At 44.6% G+C, this 18,202-nt stretch carries 12 protein-coding genes; 10 read left to right on the forward strand and 2 right to left on the reverse strand.

Annotated elements, in window-relative coordinates:
* Positions 1 to 144 precede the first annotated feature (144 nt).
* The 3 genes from AC58PQ_RS23350 to AC58PQ_RS23360 all read left to right on the forward strand — a co-directional run bounded on the left by AC58PQ_RS23350 (position 145) and on the right by AC58PQ_RS23360 (position 4,883).
* Complete coding sequence (locus AC58PQ_RS23350; RefSeq protein ID WP_497245845.1) at positions 145 to 1,602, forward strand: GMC oxidoreductase; 1,458 nt, start codon at positions 145 to 147, stop codon at positions 1,600 to 1,602.
* Positions 1,603 to 1,657: 55 nt separating this feature from the next.
* Positions 1,658 to 3,178: a GMC oxidoreductase gene (locus AC58PQ_RS23355; RefSeq protein WP_497245847.1), complete on the forward strand. Its 1,521-nt coding sequence runs from the start codon at positions 1,658 to 1,660 to the stop codon at positions 3,176 to 3,178.
* 85 nt (positions 3,179 to 3,263) lie between these two features.
* Positions 3,264 to 4,883 (forward strand): GMC oxidoreductase, encoded by a 1,620-nt coding sequence (locus AC58PQ_RS23360; protein WP_497245849.1) that lies wholly within the window; start codon positions 3,264 to 3,266, stop codon positions 4,881 to 4,883.
* Between the two features lie 43 nt (positions 4,884 to 4,926).
* Here the strand turns inward: AC58PQ_RS23360 and AC58PQ_RS23365 are convergent, their stop codons facing one another.
* Together AC58PQ_RS23365 and AC58PQ_RS23370 are read right to left on the reverse strand one after the other, a co-directional pair.
* Positions 4,927 to 5,703, reverse strand: coding sequence for a ThuA domain-containing protein (locus AC58PQ_RS23365; RefSeq protein WP_497245851.1), 777 nt, complete (start codon positions 5,701 to 5,703; stop codon positions 4,927 to 4,929).
* A 597-nt stretch (positions 5,704 to 6,300) separates the two neighbouring features.
* Positions 6,301 to 6,849, reverse strand: coding sequence for a GbsR/MarR family transcriptional regulator (locus AC58PQ_RS23370; protein WP_497245853.1), 549 nt, complete (start codon positions 6,847 to 6,849; stop codon positions 6,301 to 6,303).
* Between the two features lie 353 nt (positions 6,850 to 7,202).
* On the opposite strand from AC58PQ_RS23370, the gene AC58PQ_RS23375 reads away from it, so the two are divergent.
* From AC58PQ_RS23375 to AC58PQ_RS23405, 7 genes are all read left to right on the forward strand, one after another.
* Positions 7,203 to 8,297, forward strand: coding sequence for a putative 2-aminoethylphosphonate ABC transporter substrate-binding protein (locus AC58PQ_RS23375; protein ID WP_497245855.1), 1,095 nt, complete (start codon positions 7,203 to 7,205; stop codon positions 8,295 to 8,297).
* A 74-nt stretch (positions 8,298 to 8,371) separates the two neighbouring features.
* Positions 8,372 to 9,406 carry an ABC transporter ATP-binding protein gene (locus AC58PQ_RS23380; protein ID WP_497245857.1) on the forward strand — a complete coding sequence of 345 codons (1,035 nt, stop codon included), beginning with the start codon at positions 8,372 to 8,374 and terminating at the stop codon, positions 9,404 to 9,406.
* A 13-nt stretch (positions 9,407 to 9,419) separates the two neighbouring features.
* Positions 9,420 to 11,117, forward strand: coding sequence for a putative 2-aminoethylphosphonate ABC transporter permease subunit (locus AC58PQ_RS23385; RefSeq protein WP_497245859.1), 1,698 nt, complete (start codon positions 9,420 to 9,422; stop codon positions 11,115 to 11,117).
* 34 nt (positions 11,118 to 11,151) lie between these two features.
* Positions 11,152 to 11,952, forward strand: coding sequence for an HAD family hydrolase (locus AC58PQ_RS23390; RefSeq protein WP_497245861.1), 801 nt, complete (start codon positions 11,152 to 11,154; stop codon positions 11,950 to 11,952).
* Complete coding sequence (locus AC58PQ_RS23395; protein ID WP_497245863.1) at positions 11,942 to 12,283, forward strand: DMT family transporter; 342 nt, start codon at positions 11,942 to 11,944, stop codon at positions 12,281 to 12,283. Before AC58PQ_RS23390 ends, AC58PQ_RS23395 begins: the two co-directional genes overlap by 11 nt.
* A gap of 57 nt (positions 12,284 to 12,340) precedes the next feature.
* Complete coding sequence (locus tag AC58PQ_RS23400; RefSeq protein WP_497245865.1) at positions 12,341 to 13,465, forward strand: HupE/UreJ family protein; 1,125 nt, start codon at positions 12,341 to 12,343, stop codon at positions 13,463 to 13,465.
* Between the two features lie 220 nt (positions 13,466 to 13,685).
* Positions 13,686 to 18,104, forward strand: coding sequence for a discoidin domain-containing protein (locus AC58PQ_RS23405; protein WP_497245867.1), 4,419 nt, complete (start codon positions 13,686 to 13,688; stop codon positions 18,102 to 18,104).
* The last annotated feature ends 98 nt before the right edge of the window (positions 18,105 to 18,202 follow it).

Here is an 18,202-nt window from a genome sequence, read left to right on the forward strand (position 1 = left end):
ATGTGGTAGGCTACCATTATTTCATTACGAGATATTCAAATAATTGAAAGTAGCCATACAATTATTTTACGTGATATACAGCTTTTTGAGTCCAGTCTGACAGTAGAACTCCATTTATGATTGATAAAAGGATGTGAACCGTCAATGAGCAAAGAAACTGATAACATGGATCATTGGATTCCTTTAACACCGATCGAGAAGATGTCGCAGACCGAATACGATGTAATCATCGTCGGCAGCGGGGCCGGTGGTGGAGCCGCACTCTGGAGACTATGTCAGCAGTGGGGAAAAAACGGCAAACGGATCGGTATGATCGAATCGGGCCCCCTTTTATTACCGACGCACGGGATGAATATGCCTACAATGAATGATGCGCGGTTTAACCAATATTTTGAAAATCCGCTGCATTCAGAGTATATCGGAAAGGCTTGGCCGGAATACCCGGGAGCTAAACTCATTAGGGCATTAGGGGGAAAAACACTACAGTGGTATTTGATGTCGCTTCGTTTAAATCAGGAAGATTTTAAGTCTTGGCCGATTAATTATGATGCGCTTGTTCCCTATTATTTGATCGCCGAACAATTCATGAATGTAACCACCAGATATACCGCCGGGTCATCGATTCAGGAAGCGCTGCTTCACCGTCTTCGCTCGAACGGGTTTCCCGCTGCAACTGATACACCTTTGGCCGTCGATCTCGAGACTACCAAGTACGGACAGGTCCATTCGAATGTATTTTTTAGTTCGATTAACTTTTTATCTTATGCGCTGAATCGGAGACCTTTCGATTTGACCGTCAATACGCGTGTGGTGCAAGTACTGACAGATAAAGGGAAAGCCGCAGGCGTCCAAGTCATGACCCGGGACAAGAAAGTCTATACGATTCGTGCGAAAACGGTCATTCTTTCCTGCGGCGCATGGGAAACGCCGCGGCTGCTTCTTCATTCCGGCGTTCCTGGGCGAGCAATAGGGCATTATGTAGTCAATCATATGAAAGTCTTTGCGGATGCGAAAGGCAAACGGAGCCAATTCGGTGAAGTGGCGGGCGTAGCCGCCATGTGGGTTCCCGTACCCAGAAACAATTGGATGAGTCTTTACGGCTTCGGCACAAGTCCTTTTAACTATTATTGGTATTCCTATGAACAAAAACCGATCTTGGAAGAACTGAAATTTCGATTTGTATCTACAGGGACGGTGGAACCGCGATATGAAAACCGAGTATTCCTTGAACCAGGCACTCAGGACGAATACGGAGTTCCGCGCTTGCAAGTAAATTTCTCGCACAGCAATCAGGATAGGGCGAGGATTCCTGAGTTATTCCATGTGATGCGAAGCGCGGTTGGCAGTATGCAATTGGATTTAGAAAAAGAGCCTTGGATGATCAAGCCTGGGGAAGACAATCATGAATGCGGCACCTGCCGAATGGGGCTTGATCCGGAAACGTCTGCAACGAATCACTATGGTCAAATCCATAGCATCTCAAACCTGTTCGTTGCCGATACCAGCGTTGTCCGACTGTCTGGACCGGCAAATCCGATGTTGACGACCGTTGCTTTGGCGATGCGGACAGCCGATCATATCGTTAGCCAAACGAAGAATTGAAAGACCAGGTCATGACGGAATATGCGGCATAATCAAGTCTTAGGGAGGTTTGGCGATGTGGACTTTACCGATTCCAGTGTGTTCTACTCCTGCTCCTGCACAAAATCCGTATGAATGGATCCCGCTAACGCCGATCGAACAAATGGGGAAGAAGGAGTACGATGCCATCATTGTAGGCACGGGGGCTGGCGGAGGGGCGGTGTTGTGGAGATTGGCGCAGCAATGGGCCAAAAGCGGCAAGCGGATTGGGGTCATTGAAGCCGGTTACCCTCTTGCTCCCACCCATCTCATGAATATGCCCACTTATACATTTGAGCGATTGCAGGAATTATGGAACAGCACAACAGTCGGGCTGCACTGGCCTGATCGTTCGGCTATTCGAGAGCAGGCAATAGAGTCGCTGCCATGGGCTATGAAACGATTCCGCGCGTTAGGAGGAAGAACGCTGCTGTGGGCCGTGACCGCTCCCCGACTGGATCCTATGGATTTTACCGGTTGGCCGATCACTTATGAAGACTTGAAAGGCTATTACAACATCGCCGAGAACGTAATGAACGTAACGAATCAGTATACCAAAGGGGCGGAAATGACTCAAATGCTGCTTGATCGACTGCGTGGGAACGGATTTCCGGATGCGATCGACTTGCCTATGGCAGCCGATTTGCAGCAGACGCAGCTCGGCAGGGTACATTCCAATGTTTTTTTCAGTTCGTTCTTGTTTTTGGCCATGGCCTATCATACCGCTCCTTTTGATCTTGCTGTGGGAGCACGCACTTTCCGAGTGCTTACAACGAAAGGAAGGGCAGAAGGGGTCGTCGTTATGACTCCGGACAAATCGCCGCATGTCATTCGTGCCAAGCAGGTCGTCATTTCAGCAGGTACGATGGAAAGCCCGCGCATTCTCTTGTGTTCGGGCATACAGAACCCGGCCATCGGTCATTATTTGATGAATCATTCTCGCATTATCGGCAATACAAAAGTCAGTCGCAGTGAGTTTCCAGAGAGTTTAGGCAATTGTAATATATTAATTCCAAGATCCGTTGATCGCAAATTCCAGCTCATATTTAATGGTCCTGGGTCCTATTACTGGTATCATTATCGACAAGAACCGCTCCAAGACGAACTAGACATATTAGGAGTATGCTTGGGGATGGTGGAATCAAGAGCTGAGAACTATGTCTCACTTGACCCGAATAAAAAGGATGATGATGGCATCCCCGAAATAAACGTTCAATTCACTTACAGCAAAAAGGATATAGAGGTTATCAACCACATGGAGGAAGGGCTCCATAGGGCAGCCAACGCTATGCGTATCCAATTGGTCGCTCCCGATGGCATCCCGCCTGTGTGTTTGAGTTTGCCTGGACAGGATGGCCATGAAATGGGTACGTGTCGAATGGGACTGGATCCCGCAACATCAGTCACGAACCGTTTCGGTCAAGTTCACGGCATCAGCGGACTTTATGTAGCCGATAACAGTGTTATTCCGACAGGGGGAGCCGCGAATCCGACACTAACTACCGTGGCTCTGGCCATACGTACGGCGGATTACTTGGCGGCTCAAGCGAAAGGTTAGCCGAATGGAAGGACAAACCAAGTGAGTATGAATCATTTTAGTATTCATGACCATACACGGCAATCGAAAGGAGCAGTGGACGATTATGAGGATTTATGTCGCGAATCGCGGGGATACTCTACTTACTATCTGTGAGAGACTTAGTGTTCATATGGATGAACTGCGCGCGATCAACCCGCATGTTGCAGATTCGGAAACAGATCTTGAAGGGAAGCAGCTGCGAATTCCCGAATCCCTCGTTAAGACGCAATCCCAATCGTGTCCCCCGCCTCCTATCTATCCCCAAGCTCATGCAGTTCAACAAGAACCGACATGGATTCCTCTTACATCATTGGAAGACATGGAAAAAACCGAATACGATGTCCTGATTGTTGGAACCGGGATTGGGGGAGGAGCGGTCCTCTGGCGGTTGATCGAGCAACTGAAAGGAAGCGGGAAACGAGTTGGTGTGTTGGAGAGAGGCGGACTGCTTCTGCCAACCCACTTTGTCAATATTGCAACGATGACCGATGCCTTATATGGAGATTATTTCAACAGTGTGGCGGTACCCACGGACACGCCGAATTATCAATCTAAGCAAGTTTTTGCCCTCGGGGGAAGAACTTTGTTCTGGGGAATAGTAAGTCCGCGAATGCATGATTCAGTCATTGCCTCATGGCCTGTCACGATGCAAGAGATGAATTTCTATTATCAATTGGCGGAAAGAATGATATGTGTTACTCAGGACTTTACCAAGGAGGCTTCTTTCACCCAAATCTTGCTTAAGAGGCTTCAAAATCGAGGGTTTCCGGAAGCTGTCGACCAGCCTCTGGCTCTCAACCTCCAACCGAGCAACAATGGCCTGATTCGGTCCAATGCTTTTTACAGTTCGATCGTAGTGTTAGCTCAAGCGATGAACGCCTCCTATGATTTGGCCGTCAATGCCCGTGTAGTTGAGGTTCTCACAGAGAAGGGCAAAACTGCGGGAGTTAAGGTGATGACCCCAGACTTGCATTCCTATTATATCAACGCAAAAAATGTGATTCTATCTACAGGCGCGCTCTCGACGCCGCAAATTCTACTGAATTCCCGCATTTCTGGTCATGCAATCGGACATTACTTATCCGGTCATTCCAGGGTAAATGCGACAGGCATCATCTCCCGCAAGGAGTTCCCTGAAATTCTTGGTCCTTTGCGCATCCTGGTTCCCGGAACGAATAAACGCCAGTTTCAGATGCAAATCGAAGGCAAGTACCTTATTGCCCAGTACGATATTGAACCTTTAATGGAAATACGGGATGTTGATATTAGAGTATCGGGTGCAGTCGAATCACGGTATGAGAATAAAGTTGCTTTGGATCCCTGCATACGGGATACGTATGGAGTGCCAAAGCTACACATCGATTTCTCCTACAGCCAGCAAGATATGATGACGATTCAAGAAATGAAAGTCGGGATCGAGAGGGCCACTACGGCGATGGGGGTGTCCTTGACCTCCATGAATACGGCCGATCCGGGTGCAGAGCTCCATGAGATGGGAACCTGCCGCATGGGAGGCGACCCGATGACTTCGGCTACAAACCGTTACGGCCAAATTCATGGAGTGTTAGGGCTTTATGTAGCGGACGGCAGCGTCCTTCCAAGCAGCGGGTCGGCTAATCCGTCTCTGTCCATCATGGCTTTGGCACTGCGAACAGCAGATTATGTGGCAGGGCAAATAAAATAAAGTAAAGAAGAACCCTTCGAGAATCGAAGGGTTCTTCTGCAGCTCAGAACTTGCTGATATTTTCCAATGGCAATGTATTTCCATAAACAACCTCCCCATGTGGAGAGGCCGCCCATCGTACGGCATTAGCCATAACTCTTTGTACTGTCGGATTGTGATAGGTTGGGAACGTTTCATGGCCAGGCTGGAAATAAAAAATTTTGCCTAATCCCCGGTAAAACGTACATCCACTGCGAAACACTTCCCCGCCTTGAAACCAGCCTATCAGAATGAGGCTGTCGGGGGCGGGAATATCGAAAAACTCACCGTACATTTCCTCTTTCTCTAATTCAAAATAGGGCCCGATTCCTTCCGCAATCGGATGAGCGGGATTGACGACCCACAGCCGTTCTTTCTCTCCATACTCACGCCACTTCTGCCTGCCAGAGGTGCCCATCAATCTTTTAAATATTTTGGAACTTTGTGCCGAATGCAGAAGAATGAGCCCCATGCCTTCCAACACTCTGCGCTGAAGGCGGTCGACGATCTCATCCGATACTTGCGCATGGGCAATATGCGCCCAGTAGATCAACACATCGGTATCGTTTAGCACAGCTTCTGACAAGCCGTTATCCGGCTGCTGCAAAACGGTCGTCCGGACTTCGAACCCGTAGGGAAGCAAGCCATCGGCGATCGCGCCATGTATGCCTTTGGGATAAATTTTCCTAACCTGGTCTGATTTAGATCCATGGGTAGTTTCCCAAACATTTTCATTCCAGACTGTTACTTTGATCAATGGCGCTTCGCAAAACATGCGACTTCCTATGATCGCTCGTATCATTGAGAATTGCCCCCGCTTCCAGTATGCTAATGATGAGTTCTGTCCTTAAGCCATCTCCTTATGTGCTTTAACTAAATCATATTGATTTGGAAGGACTTTTATGAATTTATTTTGTTCTGGAGGTATCTTTCAGAAAATGAAGGTAGCAGAAGAATTATTGAAAGTTTATTGTGATAGTAACTATGCTTAAATCGTTATTAATTTAGAATGAAAATGGGAATAAATGATAGATTCACCTCGTTATAGCTCTTACGGTCATTCTGAATGCATTGAACCTTAACCCTCAAATAAAATGACGGAATACAAAATGTCCGGTGATATTTCTGTACTTCCCATCTTGACAAAAGATGAGTATTTATCTTTTCCCGCTTCGTTTCGAGGCGAAGTTAATGGTCTCTATTATTTACTATATGAGGTTCCGGGTGTCTTGGAGCCAAGGTATGATCAGGTTATTGTCGGGAAGGCATGCATGTGATGCAAAAGGTCAATCAAATAAGAGATAGGATAAAAATAAAAGAGGCTAAAAGTGGTTTTCTTGCATCTCTATAGACGGGAAGGTGGACACGTTTTCAACGTGTCCACCTTCCCGGTCACAGTTCACAAAATGGGTTTGTCGGAAAAATATTCCCCACGCTTCAGGGCATCGACAAACTGCTGAAGCCAATCGTAGTAGGTTTGCCCATGCCGAAGTTTATATAAATCTTGAAGAGCAAGATTACGCTCCATTTCTGTTATATGTTCGTCAAGAATCAATTCTGTCAATTCAGGAAGCGCTTTACTTATGGCTTCGGTCATTACATTGATTTCACGCTGGAGCTTTAGTGTGAAGAAGTTTTGAAACGCAAGAAAAAAATCAACCTCAGCAACATACAGCTCTTTTCGCTCCTGTTTTTCGTCTAGCTTTTTCACCATTTGGGATTCCACCAATGATCTAACCGCATAGCTCATGTTACTTTTACTCATATTCATTCGAATTTTCATCTCATCGAGAGTCATCGGCCGATCTTCAAAGAACATAATCCCGTACAATTGACCAGATGAATGAGTTGCTCCGTACAAATCCATCGTTTCTGCAATAGCATCTATGATGTCTTGTCTGATACGCCCCCTTTGTTCTGATGCGTGATTTTCTTCTTTTTGTGACATTAGAATGCTCACTTCCCTATTCTTGATCGACTGATAGATTCAAAAAAATTTGTTTGGATTACAACTATTATAGCAAAAAAACACTTGAGAGAAATGAAGAAAATGCAGATGTGCATTTACATAATCTTAATGGTGAGTTTACATTCGGTTGACACACAGATTACGTTCTAAGTGTACAATAATTATTGTACGTAATAGTTAATCGGAAACAAAAAGCAATCTTATCTTGAAATTCCAAAAATGATTGAATTTTTAAGCTTTGCTTCTCTGCTTAATTAGTTCGTATCGACCAACACAATCGCATCGAAGTAGATTCGTCTCAAAACTATGATATCGGGAAAAGGGGATTAACGATGAAAACGAAATGGAAATCACTTGGGTCTATGTTACTTATTACTGGATTGTTGGCAGGGTGCGGTACAGCAAAGCCGGTAAGCACTGCTCCAAACAGCAGCCAACCGAGTCCGACAACAGCAGCCCTTGCAAGTAAACCGGCAGAAATCACTGTCTACTCCGCAATGGAAGAAGAACAAATTAAAACGTATCTTACTTCCTTTAAGTCTCAGAATCCTACGATTAAAGTGAACATAGTTCGTGATTCGACAGGGATTATGACAGCCAAGTTGATTGCAGAAAAGGAAAATCCTCAAGCCGACGTCATCTGGGGATTGGCCGCAACAAGTTTGCTTGTTATGGATGATCAAAAAATGTTGGAGCCTTATGCGCCTAAAGGTGTCGATAAGGTACTCCCTGAATTTAAAGATAAATCGAGTATTCCCAAATGGGTCGGTATTGATATCTGGGAGACAGCCATCATTGTAAACAAGGTGGAAATGGAAAAACGCCACTTGGCGATTCCCCAATCCTATGAGGACCTAGGTAAGCCGGAATACAAAGGATTAATTGCTATGCCGAATCCTGCATCCTCAGGAACTGGATACTTGACGGTTAATGCACTTATCCAATTGTACGGTAAGGATAAAGCTTGGACTTTTATGGATAAATTGCATGATAACATGATGATTTATACCCATTCTGGATCCAAACCTGCGAAAATGGCAGCTTCAGGAGAAGCTCCGATTGGTATCTCATATGGATACAGCGGCATCTTAGAGAAGAAAAAAGGGTCACCGATTGAAGTTATTTTCCCTAAAGAAGGATCAGGTTGGGATATGGAAGCCAATGCATTAGTGAAAAAGAAGGACATTAAGCCGGAAGCGAAGTTGTTCTTGGATTGGGCGATCAGCGCTGAGCCTATGAAGGAATACAATAAAAATTACGCTATCTTAAGTATTAAACAAGAAGGAAATACAATTCCTGAAGGCTACAGTAAAGATCCAGTATCGCAATTGACCAAGTTAGATTTGTATCAAGCTGCTAGAGACCGTGAAGCTGTGCTGGCGGACTGGTCAAAGAAATATGATGCCAAATCAGAGCCGAAAAAGTAGAAGGTGGATTACTAGGATGCCGAAGTTGGCATCCTTCCCATTTTCGGGAATTTAGTTAAAAAGGAGCATTCGTTATGAAGCCAGGGTATTTATCGGTTCGCAATCTTTCTAAGCACTTTGGGAAACAAACTGCGCTGCAGGAAATAAATTTAGATATTCATCAACACGAATTTATCTGTTTGTTGGGGCCAAGCGGATGTGGGAAAACAACATTGTTGCGCATCCTTGCGGGTCTGGAAAAAGCAGATGGTGGCCATTTGACCATCGAGGGAAGAGATATCACCTCTGTACCGGCTGGCAAACGGAATTTCGGCATGATGTTTCAATCGTATGCGCTATTTCCTAATCTATCGGTTTCCGAGAATATTGCGTACGGACTTCGCAATCGTTTAACCAAGTCCCAAATTGTGGATCGCGTGGACGAGCTGCTTGGATTAGTGGAATTAGAAGAACAGCGGCATAAAGTACCCTCACAGTTATCGGGCGGCCAACAACAGCGGGTAGCTCTTGCGCGAGCGCTCGCATTTTCACCGGATTGTTTGTTGCTAGATGAGCCATTATCTGCTCTTGATGCAAAAGTTCGTGTTAAATTGCGACGTGAAATCTGCCGGCTGCATCAACAATTTGGGATGACGACAATTATGGTGACACACGATCAGGAAGAAGCCTTAACGATGGCTGATCGCATTGTCGTTATGAATCAATCGCGAATCGTACAAATCGGCACCCCGAATGATGTGTATGAACGTCCGAATAGTCCCTTTATTGCCGATTTCATTGGAGCAGTCAGCTTTATCGAAACAAATAACGGAAAGCAAGGTAACCCTATACTGGCTATCCGTCCAGAGCATATTCAATTAGTTCGGGAAGGTCATGAGAAAGGCAGACAGGGAATCGTACGGGAAATTGAATATCGAGGGACACATTATCGCTTGGTTTTAGAATTAGTGGATCATCAGGATTCACCGCTTATGCAGTTTCTTACTGTTGATCTGCAGGCGCAAGCTATGGTGACTTTTAACATCAAACTAGGTCAGAAGGTAACATTTAATTTGCCGCCTGAACATGTCATCCGATTTGATACGGTATCCGATATTGCGGTTGGGTGAGGAGGTGAATGGTATGGAAACGTGGTTAAAACGAATACGACCGAATGCAAACGAATGGAGTCAAAACTTTTTCATTTTAATAATGATACTGACCTTATTTTTTACGATCCTAATGCCGCTTGGTGAACTCTTGATCAAAGCCGTTAGTAACCAAGATGGAAGTTTTATTGGGCTAGCTAATTTTGCCAAATATTTTTCTACACCGACACTTGTAACTTCATTATGGAATTCCATAAAGGTTTCATTGATTACGACTATAGTCGCTGTGACACTCGGTTTCGGATTTGCCTATGCGCTTGAGAGAAGCGGAATCCGAGGGAAATGGTTTTTTCGTTCCGTAGCGTTGTTACCGCTTTTTGCGCCTTCGATGCTGCACGGATTAGCATTAATCTATTTGTTTGGCAATCAAGGACTGATTTCAACGGGGTTCTTTGGTTTACTGCCTGAATTTCGAATCCAGCTTTACGGGCCGATTGGAATTGTTTTATCCGAAATTTTATATACATTTCCACAGGCATTCTTGATCCTCTCGGTTGCTTTTGCGAGCTCCGATTATCGCTTATATGAAGCAGCGGAGACGCTTGGTGCGTCGAAGTGGCGTACCTTTTGGACGGTAACCATACCAAGTACCAAGTTTGCACTCATTAGCACAATTTTTGTTTGTTTTGTCCTGACGTTTACTGACTTTGGAGCTCCTAAGGTTGTAGGAGGACAATACAATGTTCTTGCGACCGATTTGTTCAAGCAAGTGATTGGTCAACAGAATATGCAAATGGGAGCCGCCGTCGGTGTGCTGTTGTTAATTCCAGCAGTGTTTTCGTTTATCATTGACCGAATTTCCCAACGGAAACAGAGCGGGTGGCTAAGCGCAAAATCTATGCCGTATCGAATTGAAGCAAACAAGCTGCGCGACGTCTTATTATTCCTACTTTGCTCAGTTGTATCAGCTGTCATTCTAAGCATAATTCTTGTGGCGCTTTATGGATCAATCGTGAAAGTATGGCCTTATAACCTACAGCTCTCTTTGTCCCATTACGATGGATTTCTTGACGGGGCAGGACCGTTTGTGAATAGTTTGATTATTTCGGCAGGTGTTGCGTTGACTGGCAGTGTAGTGACATTCCTATTTGCCTATCTTATTGAAAAATCTCGCGGTTATGTAGTATTGCGAAATGTGGCATATTTTCTGTCCATGCTGCCACTTGCATTACCGGGTTTAGTGCTAGGTCTCATCTATGTATTCTTCTTTAATAATCCGAACCAGCCCTTCAATGGGTTATATGGAACCATATGGATCATGATTATATGTAATATTGTACATTTCTATTCCGTTTCATTTTTAACGATGACCTCGGCGCTTAAAAAGCTGGATAGCGAGTTCGAGGCTGCCTCTGAAACGATGAATGTACCCTGGTATAGGACACTTGTCAGAGTTACACTGCCCATGTCATTGCCATGTATCTTGGAGATTGGGATGTATTACTTTATCAACAGTATGGTGACGGTATCGGCCATCATATTTTTGTATGCGCCAGACCTGAAACCGGCTGCCGTGGCGATTGTTAACATGGAGGACTCCGGTGATATCGCTCAGGCGGCAGCCATGTCGCTGTTAATTATATTGGCCAACCTGATTATGCGAACAATTGTCATGTTATCGTCTGGGAGAATGCGTCGGAGAACGGAAGCATTATTAATTAAGAAAGATTAGTTTTCACCAAATGAGGATCTCGGGAGTGATTGGAATGCCACAATTAATGATTAACAATAATAGTTATTCTGTAAAGGGGATTTTATTTGATAAGGATGGCACACTACTCGATTTTATAAGTCTTTGGGGATATTGGAGCGAGTCGTTATACCGGAATTATTCAAGTAAAGTCTTGGCTGCTGTAACGAATGGGGTCATCGATCCCATCTCGGATCTGTGGGGAATGGTTCATGACGCGGCAGGGCATACGACGGATTATAATAGAAACGGTCCACTCTCCATGGGATCGATTGGCGATTTACTCGCTATTTTAGCATGGCAAGGCTACCGGCTAGGACTCCCTTGGAGTGAATCCATGAGGTTTGCATGGGAAAGTAAGCATTTGGCGGATGAAGAAATGGAACAGGTTCGTCCAGCTTATCCGCTGCCGGGAGTTATAGACTTTCTGAAGCAATGCCATGATCAAGGAATACCAATGGGCATTGTAACGGCTGATGAGACGGCGGATGCGGAGAAACATTTGCAGTGGATGGGCATTCGGCATTGTTTCAAGGTTATTGTCGGGAACGATCTGGTGAAACAGGGGAAGCCTTTTCCGGAAATGGTAAATAAGGCTTGCATAGAGCTTGGATTAGCACCGAACCAGGTGGCCTTGATAGGGGACACCAACAGCGATATGCAGATGGGGAAATCTGCAGGGGTTGCAGTCACTATAGGGTTAATGAGTAAGGATGAGCCAGAATTTAAATTTAACGAATGCTGGCTAAAAGACGCGAATGTGCTAGTCTCATCGTACGCTGAACTTCATTTGGAGGAATCCACAGATGAAGGGTGAGAGCGGATTGGGATGGGTACTTTTAATACTTGCTATCCTCTTTGAATTATCGGGAACGACATCAATGAAGCTTTCCGAAGGATTTACCCGATTTTGGCCGTCTATTTTGATGTTTGTTTTATATGGCTTCAGCTTTACCTTGCTAAACTTTGCTCTAACCTACATTCAAGTTGGCGTTGCTTATGCGATTTGGTCAGGCGTCGGTATTGTTCTAATTACACTTGTGGGATTTGTGCTGTTCAAGGAATCATTCAATATCACGCAAGTAGCTTGGACGTTACTCATCGTTGTTGGTGTCATCGGCTTGAAGTTAAGCAGCAAGGTTCATTGATATGAAAAGCGGATCAATCGGAAGTCATACTTACATTTCATGAAAAGAGGTCCCGCTATGAAGCAACGATCATTCCTGTCCTTGATCATTATCATATTCATCTTATTTTTTGGGACTTCCACAACTTCGTTCGCACATGTTCAAAGTATGGGTTTCTCGGATTTAAAGATTGAACAGAACGAGATTCTCTATGATCTTTTTCTTGATGAAAGAGATTTGCTTCAACAATTCGGTATCAACACCAACTTGGATAATCTGGTGAACGAGGCACAGTTCTCGCAAAAAGTTGAATCTTTTCTACAGAAAGGACTTCGCATAGATGCGGATTCGAAGCCCTTCACGATGGAATTGCTTTCGATGAAGATGGCGAATAAGGCTAACATAAGAGGCGTGGAACTTCAACTGAAGTTTACCGCCGATAAAGTGATCGAACAATGTACGCTTCATTACGATCTGGAGTTGTTTGACCATGTGCCTGCTCATACGAGTGGACTCTTGGTCCATGCAGGGGAATATGTCCAGCAGGACTTGATTGATAGTACTAAAAGAGATATTCTGATCAACCTTCCCAAACCTCCCCAGCAGGATATGAAAGAGAGCACTAAAAGTGATAATCCGAGCCATCTTCCCCAGCCTAAGCTTGGCGCTGTTTTGTGGAAATACTATAAGCTTGGAATCGAACACATTTTGACAGGTTATGATCATTTGGTGTTTTTGTTATCTTTAGTATTAATCGCCTCTCGCTTCAAGGATGCATTGAAAATTGTTACTGCTTTTACAATCGCCCACAGCATTACACTATTCTTGGTTGCGTCGGGCCGCCTCCAAGTCATCTCGTCTTGGGTTGAAGCGTTGATTGCAGTGACGATCTGTTACGTGGCCGTGGAAAATATGTTTGTTCAAAAGGCGAAATGGCGGTGGGCACTGACAGCCCTATTTGGCCTGATTCATGGTATGGGCTTCGCAGGGGCTTTGGCTGAAACAGGACTGCCAAAAGGCAATCTGATTGGCACGCTCTTGACGTTTAATTTAGGTGTTGAAACGGGCCAGTTGATGATCTTATGCCTATTACTGCCCCTCTTGATTTGGCTGCGAAGGTTCCCTTGGTATCGTAAAATGATGATTTTGACGTCTTGCCTTATTTTTGTGATGGCATTTTATTGGTTGATTCAAAGATTGTAAGTAGCCCCCATTAATTGATCAATACGAGAGTTAGCTCTATTTTGCTAGTTCAAATATGTAAAATTTTTCTGCGGGGATGAGAGAGTTTTTAGGAGGTGGTGTTTACCGATTGAAATGGCCTGTATTCACGCATCAGACTTTGGATTGCTTTGTTTTTAATCAATTTTACAAGATTGTTGAACAAACGCTTAAAAAAACTAAAGTATGGAGGTTTTCTGTAGTGAAAAGAAGTATATCCTTTACCCTCGCATCAATGATGTTAATTGGTACTTTATCGAACACCGCAGTACATGCAGAGAGTAACGAAGTAAATGCCAACCCCCTTCTGGCATCGATTAAATTCGACAATAATTTAAACGACGATGCAAACCAAGGGCAGTCGTTGATGGCACATGGAAATGTTAGTTATGTAGACGGTGTATTACCCGGGACTAAAGCGCTGCACGTAGAAAGCGGAAACGGCAATTATGTCGGTACTACGCAAAGTTTGAATGTTGGCAATGAGAGTTTTACCACATCCTTCTGGTATAAGGGTGACACGAAGAATAATCAGGTCATATTATCGAACAAGGATTTTAGTAAGAGCTCTAATGCAGGATGGGCGATTTATACATCACCCAATTCGGTCAATATGAATTTAGGATTCCCAGCCGCATCCGTAAGTTTTGGACGCGACACGTTTAATGTTTCCGCTTGGCGTTACGTGACATTTGTTGTAGACAGAGATAAAATGCTCGGGACGTTGTATATTGATGGTTACGAAATGGCTGAAACTTCGCTGGGGATCGGATCTTTAGATACATCGAACCCATTAAATATAGGCAGTGACGGAGTGGGCGGCAATGGTAGTAACTCATTCGATATCGATGATCTGAAGGTTTGGAAAGGTGCAATTAGCAGTGATGTAGTAAAAGCTAATTATAAAAGTTACGGTTTAAATAAAGTAGATATGAAGACACTTAACGACGCCATATCTGAAGCAAATACAATAGTAACAGGCGGTCTCGGCAATGGCTTCAGCCAAACTGATTTTGATTATTTGAAAAATGTTAATAATATGGCAACTTCGGTTGCAACAACGCAAAATGTAAAATTATATACACAGGAAACCATCAATTATTACGTACGTGAACTAAGCAACGCCATATTCATTTATCAAAAAAGCAATAAAACACTAACTCCCGCCGATTTAAATTTAGCGGATATCAGCGACCCGGAATACAATGGTAATGCTGTAAATACGCGTCAGGAAGCAGATATTAGAAAAAGCTTGCGAGTATTTCCGCAGGCCGACGTCATTGTGCAGCCTGGCGACATTACTGGCGGTAACAACGCCAATGAATATGTGTGGATGGGTAGTTTTAAAACCGTATACAATAAACTTAAAGCTGAGGGCTTATTTAACACGACGAAGTTCTATGTAGTAAAAGGCAATCATGATATGGGCGGCACCGAAACCTTCATACCTGAAGGTACGGCGGGCGCGTGGAACGAATCGACGAATTCGTACAATAATGATTTCTCTAATAGTGCTTATCGGGTAAAGATAAAAGGATATAATCTGATTGGTTTTGATGCAAATGTTAACAACAGTAACACAGTGGGAAAAGCCACCAATTTTCTCAACCAAATTAAAAGTGAACCGGATTATGATCCAACAAAACCCATACTTGCCATGTCTCACTTCCCGATAGGCGGAACCGTGTGGTCACAGCAATGGAGCAGCGGTGCAAGTAATAGTTTCGGTAAATTTATTGCCGACAATAACTTCTCGCAGGTGTTTTATATGTCAGGTCATACGCAATACGACCCGACCGACGAACGTTCTCTCTTTCAAGGCTCGGCTACGTTCCTCGATTCCGGTGGGTCGAACTATTCCAGTTATATTGATGGTGGTCCGTACGGCGGATATATAGAAGGCTCGTATATCGCATATAATACCACACCTCGCATCTCGAATTTCATGGAGATTTACGGTACGAAAATTATCATCAAACAGTATAATTTAGCTACAGATGAATTTGTAAGCATACCACGTGTAGTCAACGTTGGCGATGGCAAAGATGCCTTTACCTATAACAAGAGCGATACAAGAGATCTCATAGCTCCGCAGCTTGATGAGGGTAGTATTAAGGTCGATTACATGGACTTCAATAAAAACGAAATTGGTTTTACATTAAAGCAAGCAAATGACAATGTGCGAAATTTGGAATACAACATTCAGCTTATCAACAAGCTTACGGGGAAAGTGGACAAATCGTTTAACAGCCTTTCGATGCCGATGGAGAAACCATACGAGGTATACAAGAAATATAAGGTTACAGGTTTGTCGCCGAATACGCCATATATAATCAGGGTATTTGCCGACGATTCCATGTATAACCGTTCGTCGCAGGACATTGTCATTATGGATCACAATGTTAATTTAAACAGCATCACTATGCCTTCTGACGTAATAGATGTGCCAATCGGAACGGCGAAGACAGTGGGCGCCCTTGGATTGCCAAAGACAGTATCCTTGGTTACCGAAGATGGAATCAGGGTGGATGCCAATGTGACATGGAATGTAAATACTTCAAACTATGATCCAACTGTAAAGACTCCACAGACATTCAATGTAAATGGAAATGTAACTTTGCCGACTATAGTAGTAAATCCCAATAACGTGCCTTTGACAACAAGCATTAGTGTAACGGTTAATCAAATCTCAGTGCCGACCGCCACAGCTACCGCTACTGCTTCAACCGGTAATCCCCGCGGTGCGCTCGATGGCATCAAAGGGAATGCGACTAGTGGCGAATGGGTTTCCATTTCAGAACAGAATCCATGGATCCAGGTGAATTGGCCGACGACTCAAACGATCAACAAGATTACCTTCTATGATCGGGCCAATCTGAGCGACATGGCGCAGGGCGGAACGCTTACCTTCAGTGACGGAAGCACTGTGACGGTTTCAGGAATTCCGAATGACGGGAGCGCTTATTCTGTACATTTCCCTACCAGGAACGTGAGATGGGTCAAATTCCAGGTATCCAGTGATAGAGCGGGAAATAACGGTTTGTCGGAAATTGAATTTTCATGGGTTGTTCCGGCTGGGGTACCTTTGAATCTCACGAGCATCAAAGCACCGGCAGCCATCACAGGAGTGAACATCGGAACGGCGAAGACATCGAACGCCCTTGGATTGCCAACGACAGTATCATTGGATACCGATGTATACAGTGTGGATGCTAATGTGACATGGCAAGTAGATGCTTCAAACTATGATCCGAATGTAAAGACAGCACAGACCTTCACTGTTAATGGAACTGTAGCTTTGCCAAATGGGGTGGCAAATCCCAACAGCATGTCTTTGACAACAAGCATTAGCGTAATTGTTAATAAGATCCCTTCATCCCAAATGACGGCAACGGCGACAAGTCAGGAAACGGCTGGGGAAAACAATGCAGCCTCCATGGCGATTGACGGAAACCCAGGAACGTTCTGGCATACAAAATGGAATAAATCCGATGTTCTCCCCCAATCGATTACCTTAAACCTTGGAGGAACCTACAAGATCAATAAAGTCGCGTATTTACCAAGGCAATCAGGCGGTAACGGAAATATTACAAGCTATAATGTGTATGTGAGTACGGATGGAGTGACCTTTACTAAAGTTGCAAGCGGAACTTGGGCAAACGACAATGTGGAGAAAGTAGTAACTTTTGATCCGACAAATGCATCCTATCTCAAACTCGAAGCAACAGCGGGCGTCAATGGGTGGGCAAGCGCCGCGGAGATCGGTGTATTTACGGAACCACCGGTAGCACCTGTACTCCCGCAGACGGTTATAACTGGAGCGGAGAAAGTAGATTCTGGCCAAACTATCAATCTGACGATGGGATTGACTAGCGTTACGCAAAGCGTATATCAGCAAGTGTACGCGCAAGACTTGACGCTTCACTATGATCCGACAAGATTGGAGTTCAATTCAGTAACGTCAGTGATAGACGGATTTCAAGTCATTGATAAAGATGTTTCGGTGCCAGGAACCGTTCGAATTGTGGCTGCCAGCGTGAACGCGAACGTGCCTGCCCAAGGCGATTTGCTCGCGGTCCAATTTAAGGCCAAATCTGTCACCCAGGCAACCAATACGACAATTTCTGTAGATCATGTTAAGATTGCCAATGCACAGGGGAATGAACTGCAGGTAGGCAGCTCCTCACGCGAGATACAGATAACTGTACCTAGTATACCTGTAGATAAGTCGCTCTTGAACGGGGCGATCGTAAGCGCTCAGGCGAAGTACGATGCAGCAAAAGAAGGAGATGATGATGGACTGTATGCGACTGGCTCCAAAGCTTTATTGCAGTCGGCTATCCATACAGCCAGTGCAGTAGCGAATAATGCAAACGCGACGCAACAGCAGGTGGATAATGCGAAAGCTGAATTGGAAGCAGCCGTTCAATCGTTTGAAAGCAAGTTAATAACAGCAGATTTCAATGGAGATGGTGTCTCAATTGGAGACTTGGCTTCCGTAGCAGTTGCTTACGGTAAAGAACAAGGTCAAGAGGGCTGGAATGAGAAAGCGGATGTCAACCATGACGGCAAAGTTGACATTACAGACCTTGCCATTGTAGCTAGAGCGATCCTGCAATAAAACAGCTTCGAATGATTAAGGGTTAGATGGATCGATAAAGAAATGAGGGGGGTGATCTAAGGTCTCCCCCCCCTTTCATTTTTGGCTTCTGATATCGC

The organism is Paenibacillus sp. J22P143 (assembly GCF_059692035.1).

Excerpts from the sequence above, each read along its gene's own strand:
- AC58PQ_RS23395 (WP_497245863.1), top strand. The coding sequence starts at position 11,942 with ATGAAGGGTGAGAGCGGATTGGGATGGGTACTTTTAATACTTGCTATC.
- AC58PQ_RS23385 (WP_497245859.1), top strand. The coding sequence starts at position 9,420 with ATGGAAACGTGGTTAAAACGAATACGACCGAATGCAAACGAATGGAGT.
- AC58PQ_RS23350 (WP_497245845.1), top strand. The coding sequence starts at position 145 with ATGAGCAAAGAAACTGATAACATGGATCATTGGATTCCTTTAACACCG.
- AC58PQ_RS23400 (WP_497245865.1), top strand. The coding sequence starts at position 12,341 with ATGAAGCAACGATCATTCCTGTCCTTGATCATTATCATATTCATCTTA.
- AC58PQ_RS23355 (WP_497245847.1), top strand. The coding sequence starts at position 1,658 with ATGTGGACTTTACCGATTCCAGTGTGTTCTACTCCTGCTCCTGCACAA.
- AC58PQ_RS23365 (WP_497245851.1), bottom strand. The coding sequence starts at position 5,703 with ATGATACGAGCGATCATAGGAAGTCGCATGTTTTGCGAAGCGCCATTG.
- AC58PQ_RS23375 (WP_497245855.1), top strand. The coding sequence starts at position 7,203 with ATGAAAACGAAATGGAAATCACTTGGGTCTATGTTACTTATTACTGGA.
- AC58PQ_RS23380 (WP_497245857.1), top strand. The coding sequence starts at position 8,372 with ATGAAGCCAGGGTATTTATCGGTTCGCAATCTTTCTAAGCACTTTGGG.
- AC58PQ_RS23390 (WP_497245861.1), top strand. The coding sequence starts at position 11,152 with ATGCCACAATTAATGATTAACAATAATAGTTATTCTGTAAAGGGGATT.
- AC58PQ_RS23370 (WP_497245853.1), bottom strand. The coding sequence starts at position 6,849 with ATGTCACAAAAAGAAGAAAATCACGCATCAGAACAAAGGGGGCGTATC.
- AC58PQ_RS23360 (WP_497245849.1), top strand. The coding sequence starts at position 3,264 with ATGAGGATTTATGTCGCGAATCGCGGGGATACTCTACTTACTATCTGT.